Consider the following 11,494-nt stretch of genomic DNA (forward strand, 5'->3'; position numbering starts at 1 on the left):
CAGATGACGGAAAAAATCAAATCTAAAACTCTTGCGGTGTCAGATATTTTTCAACCGAAGTTTCATTCTTCGGAGATCGTATTCGCAACGGTAATTGTCTTGCTTTCGTTGTTTCTAGCTGCACAATATAACACACAAACCAAGATCCTGGACAATCGAGAGCTGCTTGGCCAACCAGGCTTTTGGTCTTGGCTAAGTGTCTTTGGTATGGTCGTATTTGGCCTGCCCTATTTCGGGACGGTCTTGAAAAAGTTCCGCACTATCGACAGCCCGGAACCAATTGGCAAAGAAATTATCTATTGGTTCTTGAGCCTCGAGTTTGCCTTGTGGTTCCTCGCGTATGTCATGCTGGTACCGATCGTAGGTTACATTCTTGCGACCATCCTGTTTAGTCTCGCGCTGACGTTTCGCACGGGCTACACAGACAAGCGCTTCTATTTCTGGGCGGTCGTATTTTCTTTTGCGAATGTGATCATTTTCAAGGGTTTCCTCAAAGTCAGCATCCCCGGTGGGCAACTGTATGAGCTACTTCCCGCAGCACTCCGCAATTTCATGATCACATACTTCTGAGGGAACTATGGAAACTTTATTTTCCAGTATCAGCATTATCGCAAATTGGCAGGTGATGGCTGCTCTTGTCGCCGGTTCCATCGGTGGGGTTATCATCGGGGCTATGCCCGGCGTTGGCCCTGCTATGGCCATTGCGATCCTCTTGCCTGCAACCTTTTCAATGGAACCAATCGTCGGTCTGACTTTGTTAATGGGGGTATACGGCGCGGCCATGTTTGGCGGCGCGATACCCGCGATCTTGATGAATGTTCCAGGGACAGCCGTTAACGCTCTTACCACCTACGACGGTTACCCGATGACCCAGAAAGGGCAAGCGGGTCGCGCGCTGTCTCTTGCCTATGGTGCTTCGTTTGTTGGTGGTGTGTTCTCGATCGTCTGTTTGATGTTGTTCTCCCCCGGACTGGCGGAAATTGCACCGTTGTTTGGCTCACGGGAAATTTTCATGGCCGCGTTGCTTGGGGCCGTGCTGGTCGTCGTTGCACATCCGGGACAAGCGCTTCTTTCCGGTCTCTTGTTCTTTTTTGGGATGTTCTTGGCATCGGTAGGGCTTGAGAATTTTCAGATGTCGCAACGCTACACATTTGATCAGCCATGGCTCTCGTCCGGCTTCGACATGATTGTTGTTATTCTGGGCCTTTTTGCTTTGAGCCAAGCGTTCTATTTGCTGATGTCCAAGGACAAATCTTTGGAAAGCCTTGAAACGCCCAAAAATTTACGCAGCGGTTTGTGGGAAGTTTTTCGCCTTCCTAAGGCCAGCATAATCTCATCATGCTTTGGTGTGGTCATGGGCGTTGTACCGGGCGTTGGTCAGTTTATCGCTCAGTTCTTCGCTTACACAGTTATTCAAGGTACATCAAAAAAACCCGAGACTTTTGGTGCCGGTGCTCCAGAAGGTATCATCGCATCAGAAGCGGCCAATAACGCCGTTCCTGCGTCTGCGATGATCCCACTGCTTGCGCTTGGTATCCCCGGAGAAGCAGTGACTGCAATGATGCTAGCAGTGTTCTACGTCCACAATGTTGTCCCCGGCCCCCAGCTTTTTGTCGAAGAATTTGACTTTGTTCTGGCGCTTTACCTCTGCCTGCTGCTGGCAAATGTTATCACTCTTCTATTCTTGTTGGTGTCGACTGGCGTTGTCGTCAAGATTGCGAAAATTCCAAATCGCTACCTTGGAATGCTGACACTCACCATGTCGTTCATCGGGGTGTATACACTCCGGAATTCATTCACGGACTGCATCATCGCGTCAGTGTTTGGATTTATCGGCCTGATTCTAAAGCGTATGGAACTGCCGACCACGCCAATCGTTTTGGGAATGGTTCTCGGCCCGATCATGGAAGCGAAGTTCCGGACCTCAATGGCCCGCGTAGAAACGCCTCTCGATTTCATCAATCGGCCGATTTCGGGAACTATCTTTGGCATCATCGTTCTTTGCATTGTCGCTCAGATATTTTTGAAAGTTCGTGCCGCTAGACGCCAGAAGGCTGCACAAGCCTAACATCAAGTGGAGTGAGAAATGAGAGCAGACACAACCGCACAGGGTGTTGCCGATACAAAAATGGCAAGCCGCTACCTTCAGCAGCTATGCAAGCATTGGTCGCACAAGGCTGAAACTGCATTTGACGCTGAAAAGGGTACGATTGTCTTTGAGAGCGGAGAATCCGTATCGTTGAAAGCAGCGTTTGATCAACTCCATGTCGAAGTAACAACCAAGGACAGCGCAGGACTTGATCCTTTTTGTAAAGTTGTTGCAGAACATCTTGAGAGGTTTGGGTTTCGAGAAGATTTTTCTGTGACTTGGCAGACCGTCTAGTATCCATAAACTACGATTACAGGACCATCAAATGAACGTACTTTGGATCATGTGTGATCAGCTGCGCTATGACTATCTTGGCTGTACAGGGCACCCCCACATCAAAACACCGAATATTGATGCGCTGGCAAATGACGGATTGTTGTTTTCCCATGCGTATGCGCAGTCAACGATTTGTGGTCCCAGCCGTATGAGCGCGTACACAGGACGGTACATGCGCTCGCACGGATCGACGACAAATGCCTCGCCATTGCGTGTGGGAGAGCCAACTCTTGGCGATCATCTGGCCGATGTGGATGTGGCGGCCGTGCTGATCGGAAAGACCCATATGACACCTGATGTGGAAGGTATGCGTCATTTTGGGATAGAAGCAGATAGCCTCATTGGTGTCAGAACAGCAGAATGCGGATTCATACCCTATCACCGCGACGACGGGCTGCATCCCGCAACGTCCAATCCGGACCCGGATACCGATTACTTCAATCACTTGCGCGATAATGGGCTTGAGGCTGACAACCCTTGGGAGGCTTTTGCCAATTCCGTCGAAGGTGAAGATGGCGAAACGCTGAGCGGGTGGTTTATGCGCCATGCCGGCAAGCCTGCGAAGGTGCCGGCAGAACTTTCGGAAAGTGCATATCTGACGGATCAAGCCATAAACTTCATGGATCAGGCAAAAGGACCATGGGTTGCGCACGTAAGCTATATCAAACCGCACTGGCCCTACATTGCGCCCGCGCCTTATCATAATATGTACAGTGTAGATGATGTCCTGCCAGCAGTACGGACGGTGGCAGAACGGCATGAAAAACATCCAGTCATAAAGGCGTATCAGGACGAACGACATTCGCGGGCTTTCTCACGTGATGAAGTACGCGACACCGTTGTTCCAACCTATATGGGCCTGATCTCCGAAGTTGATACCCAGATTGGCCGCATTATCTCGCACCTAAAAGAGAACGATCAGTATTACAAAACGATGATCGTGTTCTGCTCGGACCACGGTGACTATTTAGGCGATCACTGGTTGGGTGAAAAAAGCCTGTTCCACGATCCTTCGGTTCGGATACCTTTTATCGTGCGGGACCCCCGTATAGAGGCAAATGTTACACGTGGGCAGATATGCAATGAGTTGGTCGAGATGATAGATATCGCGCCGACAGTGCTCGACCTATACAACTCCGAGCCCAAGGATCACATTTTGGAAGGGCAAAGCCTGCTCCCGCTCCTTGAAGGCCGCAACTATCAATTCACCCGGTCACATGTCATTTCTGAAAGTCACTATGTAGAAGATCGTGCCGGTTGGAGCCTAAACCACCCAATTCAGACCTCGATGGCGAGGATGGTCGCGAACAGGCGTTGGAAGCTGATACATTTTGAGCATGCCAATCCGATCCTGTTTGATCTAGAAGCAGATCCGGATGAGTTGCTTAATGTCGCATTGGACCCCAAAAATGCAAATATCCTGCAAGAATTGCTCGACGTTCTTCACACATGGAGTCGCAATCCTAAATCGAACATCTGTACCCCTTATGCCTATTTTGAGGACTATCAGGAACTGCAGCGGCATTACGACGAATGTGCGATGCTCGGCTACAAGATCGGCTATTGGACAGAGGATGAGTTCAAGGAAGAGCACCGCAAACGTGATGTGTATCGACGTGGTCGATCCAAAATTGCCGATCAAGAAGGCTAAGGCAAAAGACCACGGACATGATTGCGAACAAAAGAACTGTCAGGGTTTTCAACTATGGAACCCCTGACTAGATTTAGCACCTTCCAAACGCCAACGCGGCGAATTGCGGCTAAGGCACAGACTACTTTTTGATATTCTTGTCCACAGGTTTGACCACAACACCTGCCAATTCATTCGGATGGTCAATGTTTTCCCACCGTTTATTGCTTCTGCGGTAATGAAGTATTAACTGGTGAGCGGCACAAGATAGGTGTGCCACGATGCGCCGATGGCATCCTTTTGTTAGGCCTCTAGCGTAACCATTTCACAGTTTCCGGATTTGAAGACGAAACTCACCTCAAAATTTGCCATCTAATTCTCCTCTCAAGCATCTCCTCCGTCTGGTACCAGGAGATGTTCAGTTATCGCCGTCGCTTAACGATGAACGGCCTTCACTTCGAGAAAGTCATCCAATCCAAATGATCCACCTTCGCGGCTGTTGCCAGACATGCGATATCCACCGAACGGGCTTCCGTATTTAAATTCGCCGCCATTCACATGAACCATCCCGGCGCGCAAATTCCGGATCAGACGCTCCTGCCGGACTTCATCAGTGGTATGCAGATATGCCGCCAGCCCGTAGGGCGTTGTATTGGCAATCTTCACAGCCTCGTCTTCGGTTTGGAATGGAATGATGACCAAAACCGGGCCAAACACTTCTTCCTGAGCAATACGCATGTCATTGCCCACTTGGGCAAAAACCGTTGGCTCGATGTAATAGCCAGCCTCGATGGCGTCAGGAGCTTTAGGCCCACCTGCAACTAGTTGTGCGCCTTCTGCGATCGCTACATTTATCAGGGTCAGAACACGGTCTAGCTGCAGGTCACTTACCAGTGGCCCAATATGTTTACCCATCATGCTTGGATCACCAATTTCAATAGCAGAGGCCATTTCGGCCGCCATAGCAACAACTTCGTCATGCACGCTTTGTTCAACCAAAAGACGCGTTGGCGCGTCACAAGATTGGCCGGTGTTGTTCATGCAATCGTTGACTGTGCTGGCGATCGCCGCTTTCAGATCGGCATCTGCAAATATCAATGAGGGTGACTTGCCGCCCAACTCAAGCGACACACGTTTTACCGTCTCGGAGGCGGCTTTGCTGATGGCGATGCCGGCACGGGTCGATCCTGTGAAGCTGACCATGTCGACTTCTGGGTGTGTTGTCAGTGATGTCCCGACACCGACGCCGTCACCTTGAATCAAATTGAAGACACCGGGTGGCACACCAGCGGCATCCAACATCTCGGCATATACCACCGCAGACAAAGGCGTAATTTCAGAGGGTTTCAGGATGCAGGTACATCCAGTTGCAAGTGCGGGAATAACCTTGAGCGCAATCTGATTGACCGGCCAGTTCCACGGTGTGATTAGCGCGCATACCCCAATTGGTTCAAACAGAAGCGTGTCGCCGTTTGCCAAAACCTCACGATCTTCGTGCGCCTCAAGAGCATCGATAAATGCGTCTAAATGTCCCAAGCCTGTTTCTGTTTGTTGTTCGCGCGCCATATCTATTGGAGCGCCCAATTCAGCAGAAATAGTCTGTGCCATCTCTTCATACCGCTCAACATAGGCTGCGCGGAAACGTCGAAGCAGGTCCAAGCGTTCTGATTTTGTGGTTTGCTTATACGTGGCGGATGCAGCCGCCGCTGCGGATACTGCCCGCTCCACGTCGCTGGAATTGCCAAGGGTAATTTTGGCAATCTCAACTTCTGTCGCCGGATTTATGACCGGAATGATCGTATCACCCACCGGCTCACACCATTCTCCGTTGATGTAGAATCGGCGTGCATTTCCCAATAAGTCAGTCATCGCGGCGGGGATTTAGAGGGAAACTTGCAAACCGGGTTTCAGTGTAGAACTCGCGGCTGAACATGCCGCCTTCACGGCCCTGTCCGCTGTCCTTCACTCCCCCAAACGGCTGGCGCAAATCGCGGGCAAATCCAGAATTGATCCAGATCATGCCGGTTTCCAGCCTAAGGGCCGCATTGTGCGCGCGCTCTATTGAATTTGACCAGATGTACCCCGCAAGACCAAAGGGAGAGTCGTTTGCCATACTCAACGCCTCAGCATCATCCTTGAAAGGCAAGATCACAGCAACAGGCCCAAACACCTCTTCCTGACAAATCCGGGAAGAATTCGGGGCATCGACAATCGCGGTTGGTTCAATGAAGTAGCCTTTGTCCAATCCTTCGGGACGGCCGCCACCGAAAAGCACGCGACCTTCACCCCGTGCGATATCAATATAGCTCATCACGCGGTCATACTGGCCTTCTGAAACCACAGGTCCCAGTGTTGTTTCGCTTTCCAAAGGATCGCCGATGGTCCATGTTTTTGCCTCCGCTTCAAATTTTTTCAAGAATTCGTCGTAGATGCTTTCCTGAACTAAAATGCGCGATCCTGCGACACAGGATTGCCCCGTCGTGGAATAGATCGCAAGCGAGGCTTCTTTTGCGGCGAGGTCAATGTCGGCATCGTCAAAGATGATGCAAGCCGATTTGCCCCCAAGTTCGAACGACGTACGCTTGAGCTGTGACGCAACACGCCCAGATATATCGCGAGCCGTGGCAGGAGATCCGGTAAAGGACACCCCCGCGACATCTTTGTGACTGACCAGCGGCGGGCCTACCTCTGCGCCGTACCCCATGAGAGAGTTATAAACGCCGTCTGGCAGACCTGCCTCCTGAAATATCTCGCAAAGCACCTGAATTGACAGCGGCGACAGTTCGGATGACTTGTGAACAGCAGAGTTCCCGTAGGCGAGACAAGGAGCCATCTTCCATGTGGACAGCATAAACGGTCCATTCCATGGCGTAATCAATGCATAAACCCCCACAGGGTCTGTCATTGTGTACGTCATCAACCGGTCTTCATGGTTGAATGCATGGTCCCCGGCCTGTGCCTGCTCATCTGCAAAAAACCGAAAGTTCTGTGCCGAGCGTGCGACATAAAATGCAACCTTGCCAGAGCTGTCCAAGACAGGTTCACCCATCTCCTTTGCCTGCAAATAGGTGATTTCATCAGACCGTTTTTCAATCAAATCTGCGACCCGGTACAACACTTCTTTGCGGAACGACGGTTTCGCACGGGACCAATCACCACGCATGAATGAATCCTTGGCCGCCTTTACGGCCAGTTCAGCATCGGCGGCATTGCCGCGCTCCACTGTGCTGATGGCTTCCTCCGATGTCGGGTCTATGACCTGAAAACTTTCGCCAGACACGGAATCGCAAAACTGACCGTTTATGAAATGTTTGGCGTATGGCACTGAAAAGAAGGGAAATGTGGTCATCAGAATGACGTCCTTGATATTGAACTTGAGCTGCGAAAGTGTGAAACGCCTGAGGTATCAAACATGCAAGCGAAAGATAGACCACCTATTGTTGCAGATGTTAGGCAAGTATGTTGTTTATCCTAGTCTTTTCGCCCCCCCAAACGATCACGTATAGTTTCCTTTGTAACACGCGGCGAAGTCTCGGCGCCAAGTCTGTGGAGAATAGGATGTCTGAGAATACTAGTTCGGTGCTAACGGCTGAAATCAAATCTAAACTGGCTCGTGTAACAACGGCCTCAATCAGTAGCCAATTGCAGGCGCGTGGGTACCTGAACTGCGTTATGAACAAGCTCAAACCATTGCAGGAAAACCAACGTATGATCGGTATCGCCCATACTTTGCGCTACCTCCCTGTCCGACCTGATCTCAATCAGTGGCACATCCGCGACGTTCAGCGTGAAACTGTCGAGGCCATAAAACCGGGCGAAATTCTGGTTATTGACGCACGGAACGAGCCTGATGCAGGCACGGTCGGCGATATCTACGCGCTGCGTGTCACAAAACTGGGCGGAGAAGGCGTCATCACAGATGGCGCGATCCGGGACACGCCAGCAATCAAAAAGCTAGGTGTGCCAGTTTATCATCAGGCATCGAATTCGTCGACGCTTGGCCGCCGCCATGCCGCTGTAGATTCCCAAATTCCGATCGCATGCGGTGGCGCGGCTGTTGTGCCCGGTGATGTCATTGTCGGTGACGGCGAAGGTGCGATTGTGATTCCAATCGCCATGGTTGAAGAAATCGCCGACGCCGCCTTGGCGATGGAAATCGAAGAGGAATTTGTGATCACACGGATTGCGGTCGGTGGCTCTACCGTTGATTATTTTCCGCTGACAGAAGAAAAGCGCGCAGAATACGAGGAATGGCTGGCTGCCAAAGAAGCGGCAGAATAGTTAGGTGCGTCGCTCCATCAATATAGCTGGTCTATCGCATTTGACCCCTATCCCTGCGGCAACGCGGGTGGGTCCTATTATCACCTGCTCTATCACCGCACCGTACACGCCCGGGACACGCGACTGTCCCGAAGGAGCCGAAGCGCAGGTGAAGACAGTTTTTGGTCATGTTGGCGAAATGTTGGAGGCAGCAGGAGGCGATTTTTCCAACGTGGCAAAAATGACCTTTTACGCCCCCGACCCTTCAGCGATTTTCGCTGCTTTGAATTCCGTCTGGGTGGAGCATTTCCCTGATCCAGCTTCGCGCCCCTCACGTCACACAATGAAGGTGGCAGAGGATTGGGGCGACATGCTGCTGTGCGCTGATTTCTTGGCATATGTCGAGGAATAGGTAATTGGCTGCCGATACGGCTCAGCTCACCACATTGTCTTTTATGGGCGCGCAGAAGGTGCTTAGCGCTGCCATACAACATGCACAGGAAATTGGAGTGCCGATGTGCATCGCAATAGTAGATGTACGTGCCGTACCAATTCTGACCGCCCGCATGGATGAGGCACCCTTTGGAGCTGTTCCGATATGCCTCAACAAGGCACGCACGGTTGTTGGCTTCAATGGATTTGCAACGGCTGAGTGGTGGCCTTCTATTCAAGACGATCCAGCCATGGTGCACGGAATCACGCATACTCCGGGCCTTGTTATTTTTGGCGGTGGTGTAGGGCTTTTCAAAGGCGATATCCTGTTGGGGGCTATCGGGGTCAGCGGCGGCGAATCATCCGAAGATGAAACAGTCGCAGCAATTGGTGCTTCTGCATTGCCTTGAGAACCACGTGCTTTTTTGGCCGCGCAATTAGTTTGGGTATTCTTAAACGACTTTTCTTGACACCAAAAGTACCAGAGAGCCGCGATCAGTAATGACAAAAAAACCTTCCATCCCTGAACCCCATTCGCGCGTCTGAATCTGCTGGACGTTTGGGCAGTTTTACCCGTGCGGCCGAAGAACTGAACGTCATCCATTCTTCAATTTCCCGTCACATCCGTGGGTTGGAGAAACGTTTGAACGCAAAGCTCTTTCTTCTACATTAATCTGGCGTCGCCTTGACCGGTGAGGGGGAACACAATCTTGCTCAGATCACCACAGCCCTAGATCAGATTGCCATCGCAACTGATGCGCTGACCGCTGCACCATCAGGTGTAGTCACGTTGGCGATTGAGAGTACAGAGGCAAGCACTGTCAGATTAAACTTGCTTGAGGCGGGCAGGTCGAGCAATTAGCGTCTCCGGATGACAAATCACTCTCCTTTCCGCTACTTCAAGACGCGCCCAGAGATCATCCGCTTGGCCGTTATGATGTATCTTCGGTTTCCGCTTTCGCTTCGGAACGTGGATGACCTTCTGAACGAACGCGGCATCGACATCAGCCACGAAACGGCTCGATTTTGGTGGAACAGATTTGGCCCTCTGTTTCCCGCAGAGATCCGCAAGAAAAGGGTCAGCCAGATGCGCACATATTCAAATTAGCAGTGGCACCTGGATGAAGTGTTTGTAAAAATAAATGGGGAGCAGCACTACCTTTGGCGCGCTGTTGATCACGAAGGGGAAGTCCTGGAGAGCTTTGTCACAAAGCGCCGGGATCGCAAGGCAGCATTGAAATTCCTCAGGAAAATCATGAAACGCCATGGTCGCGCACATATCTTCGACACCGACAAGCTACGTTCCTACGGTGCGGCGATGAAGGTAATTGGCAAAGTGGACAGACAGGAAACCGGCCGGTGGCTCAACAATCGAGCCGAGAATTCACACCAGCCATTTAGACGAAGAGAGCGGGCCATGCTGCGCTTCCGCCGAACACGAAGTTTGCAAAAATTCGTCTCGGTCCACGCCACGGTCCACAACCATTTCAACCAAGAAAGACATCTCTACTCACGTGCCAATTTCAAACTCAACCGCACCGCCGCTCTGTCTTGGCCCCTTAAAAGTGTGCCACTAATTGAGTGTCACAGGAGGAAGAAGGGATGGCTCGGAAACGGTATTCGGACGAGGATGCGCTTAAGATACTGCGCGAGATCGATGTGCATTTGCATGATGGATTGGATGTTGTAAGCGCGTGCCGAAAAGCGGGGATTTCGGATAAGACCTATTACTATTGGCGCAAGAGGTTTGGAGGCATGGGACGTCCTCAGCTTTCTGAGATGCGCGCTCTGCAGAAAGAGAACGAGCGACTAAAGAAGATCGTCGCAGAGCTGCAGCTCGACAAGTTGATCCTGAAGGAAAGCCTGGATCATCTAAAGCCGAAGGCCTGACGGTTGATGGGTTGCGTCAGGCCGTGATCCACACCCGTAAAAAGCTGAACACATCAGAACGCCGCACATGCTTGGTTTTGGGGCTATCGCGTTCCAGCCTTCGGTATCGGGCGCAACCAACAAATGATGAGCAATTGCGCCTAGCTATGATCCGATTGGCCAAACAGTATGGGCGATACGGTTACAGGAAGGTCACTGCGCTATTGCGAATGGAAGGCTGGCGGGTCAATCACAAGAAGATCGAACGTTTATGGGGCGAAGAAGGCCTGCAGCTCCCCCAACGACACAAGAAGAAGCGGCGGCTTTATCACAAAGACAGCTCCATCATCAGGCTACGCCCCACACACCGGAACCACATCTGGGCGATAGACTTTGTTCATGACAAGCTCAGCAATGGGCGCAGCTATAAGATGCTGACGGTACTGGATGAGTATACCCGCGAGGCGCTCTGCGTGGCGGTGCGCCCCAGAATGAACGCAAACGATGTTCTTGATGCGTTGCACAGGCTTCTCATGAAGCATGGAAAGCCTGAGTTCATACGTTCTGACAACGGCCCGGAGTTCATAGCCGGGCATCTGCAGGGGTGGTTGAAAAAAGTCGGCATCCAGCCGATGCAGATCTACCCCGGGAGCCCCCGGGAGAACGGATACAATGAACGCTTCAACGGAACATTAAGACGGGAGGTTCTGAATGCAGAGTGGTTCCACAGCACAAGACAGGCGCAGGTCGCGATCAATGTTTGGCTCAAGCAATACAATCGGATCAGGCCCCATCACGCATTAGGTATGCGCCCTCCGGTGCCTGAAACCCTAATAGAGAAAACGAAAATTACTGGTACTGAAATTGGGGGCTAGACA

At 51.5% G+C, this 11,494-nt stretch carries 12 protein-coding genes and 1 pseudogene; 11 read left to right on the forward strand and 2 right to left on the reverse strand.

All coding sequences use genetic code 11. The features are described from left to right. Positions 1-3 precede the first annotated feature (3 nt). From KO498_RS17990 to KO498_RS18005, 4 genes are read left to right on the forward strand one after another with little or no spacing between them, the layout of a single operon-like run. A complete protein-coding gene (locus KO498_RS17990; RefSeq protein WP_215961288.1) occupies positions 4-570 on the forward strand; it encodes a tripartite tricarboxylate transporter TctB family protein in 567 nt (188 codons plus the stop codon). A 7-nt stretch (positions 571-577) separates the two neighbouring features. Beyond that, positions 578-2,068, forward strand: a complete 1,491-nt coding sequence (locus KO498_RS17995; RefSeq protein WP_215961289.1) for a tripartite tricarboxylate transporter permease — start codon at positions 578-580, stop codon at positions 2,066-2,068. Between the two features lie 18 nt (positions 2,069-2,086). Continuing rightward, a complete protein-coding gene (locus KO498_RS18000; RefSeq protein WP_215961290.1) occupies positions 2,087-2,383 on the forward strand; it encodes a DUF2218 domain-containing protein in 297 nt (98 codons plus the stop codon). A gap of 31 nt (positions 2,384-2,414) precedes the next feature. Then, positions 2,415-4,076: a sulfatase-like hydrolase/transferase gene (locus KO498_RS18005; protein WP_215961291.1), complete on the forward strand. Its 1,662-nt coding sequence runs from the start codon at positions 2,415-2,417 to the stop codon at positions 4,074-4,076. 414 nt (positions 4,077-4,490) lie between these two features. On the opposite strand, the gene KO498_RS18010 is transcribed toward KO498_RS18005, so the two are convergent. Then, positions 4,491-5,924: an aldehyde dehydrogenase family protein gene (locus tag KO498_RS18010; RefSeq protein ID WP_215961292.1), complete on the reverse strand. Its 1,434-nt coding sequence runs from the start codon at positions 5,922-5,924 to the stop codon at positions 4,491-4,493. Further along, entirely contained in the window at positions 5,917-7,404 is a 1,488-nt protein-coding gene (locus KO498_RS18015; RefSeq protein WP_215961293.1) for an aldehyde dehydrogenase, read from the reverse strand. The genes KO498_RS18010 and KO498_RS18015 overlap by 8 nt, the downstream gene beginning before the upstream one ends. Before the next feature lie 209 nt (positions 7,405-7,613). Here KO498_RS18015 and KO498_RS18020 point away from each other — a divergent pair, with 209 nt between their 5' ends. The 7 genes and pseudogenes from KO498_RS18020 to KO498_RS18050 all read left to right on the forward strand — a co-directional run bounded on the left by KO498_RS18020 (position 7,614) and on the right by KO498_RS18050 (position 11,491). Continuing rightward, the gene (locus KO498_RS18020; RefSeq protein WP_215961294.1) at positions 7,614-8,336 is read left to right on the forward strand and encodes a ribonuclease activity regulator RraA; all 723 of its coding nucleotides are present in this window, start codon (positions 7,614-7,616) and stop codon (positions 8,334-8,336) included. Between the two features lie 67 nt (positions 8,337-8,403). Beyond that, positions 8,404-8,727: a RidA family protein gene (locus KO498_RS18025; protein WP_354667686.1), complete on the forward strand. Its 324-nt coding sequence runs from the start codon at positions 8,404-8,406 to the stop codon at positions 8,725-8,727. A gap of 4 nt (positions 8,728-8,731) precedes the next feature. Beyond that, a complete protein-coding gene (locus KO498_RS18030; protein WP_215961296.1) occupies positions 8,732-9,157 on the forward strand; it encodes a GlcG/HbpS family heme-binding protein in 426 nt (141 codons plus the stop codon). 122 nt (positions 9,158-9,279) lie between these two features. Beyond that, the gene (locus tag KO498_RS18455; RefSeq protein WP_354667687.1) at positions 9,280-9,420 is read left to right on the forward strand and encodes a LysR family transcriptional regulator; all 141 of its coding nucleotides are present in this window, start codon (positions 9,280-9,282) and stop codon (positions 9,418-9,420) included. Positions 9,421-9,618: 198 nt separating this feature from the next. Beyond that, positions 9,619-10,299 (forward strand): annotated as a pseudogene (locus KO498_RS18040) (IS6 family transposase); the annotation flags it as partial. A gap of 50 nt (positions 10,300-10,349) precedes the next feature. Then, positions 10,350-10,637 carry a transposase gene (locus KO498_RS18045; protein ID WP_215958660.1) on the forward strand — a complete coding sequence of 96 codons (288 nt, stop codon included), beginning with the start codon at positions 10,350-10,352 and terminating at the stop codon, positions 10,635-10,637. 23 nt (positions 10,638-10,660) lie between these two features. Further along, positions 10,661-11,491, forward strand: coding sequence for an IS3 family transposase (locus tag KO498_RS18050; protein WP_215961298.1), 831 nt, complete (start codon positions 10,661-10,663; stop codon positions 11,489-11,491). Positions 11,492-11,494: the final 3 nt, after the last annotated feature.

The sequence above is a fragment of the Lentibacter algarum genome (assembly GCF_018860975.1).
GTDB classification, from domain to species: domain Bacteria; phylum Pseudomonadota; class Alphaproteobacteria; order Rhodobacterales; family Rhodobacteraceae; genus Lentibacter; species Lentibacter algarum_A.

Excerpts from the sequence above, each read along its gene's own strand:
- KO498_RS17990 (WP_215961288.1), top strand. The coding sequence starts at position 4 with ATGACGGAAAAAATCAAATCTAAAACTCTTGCGGTGTCAGATATTTTT.
- KO498_RS17995 (WP_215961289.1), top strand. The coding sequence starts at position 578 with ATGGAAACTTTATTTTCCAGTATCAGCATTATCGCAAATTGGCAGGTG.
- KO498_RS18000 (WP_215961290.1), top strand. The coding sequence starts at position 2,087 with ATGAGAGCAGACACAACCGCACAGGGTGTTGCCGATACAAAAATGGCA.
- KO498_RS18005 (WP_215961291.1), top strand. The coding sequence starts at position 2,415 with ATGAACGTACTTTGGATCATGTGTGATCAGCTGCGCTATGACTATCTT.
- KO498_RS18010 (WP_215961292.1), bottom strand. The coding sequence starts at position 5,924 with ATGACTGACTTATTGGGAAATGCACGCCGATTCTACATCAACGGAGAA.
- KO498_RS18015 (WP_215961293.1), bottom strand. The coding sequence starts at position 7,404 with ATGACCACATTTCCCTTCTTTTCAGTGCCATACGCCAAACATTTCATA.
- KO498_RS18020 (WP_215961294.1), top strand. The coding sequence starts at position 7,614 with ATGTCTGAGAATACTAGTTCGGTGCTAACGGCTGAAATCAAATCTAAA.
- KO498_RS18045 (WP_215958660.1), top strand. The coding sequence starts at position 10,350 with ATGGCTCGGAAACGGTATTCGGACGAGGATGCGCTTAAGATACTGCGC.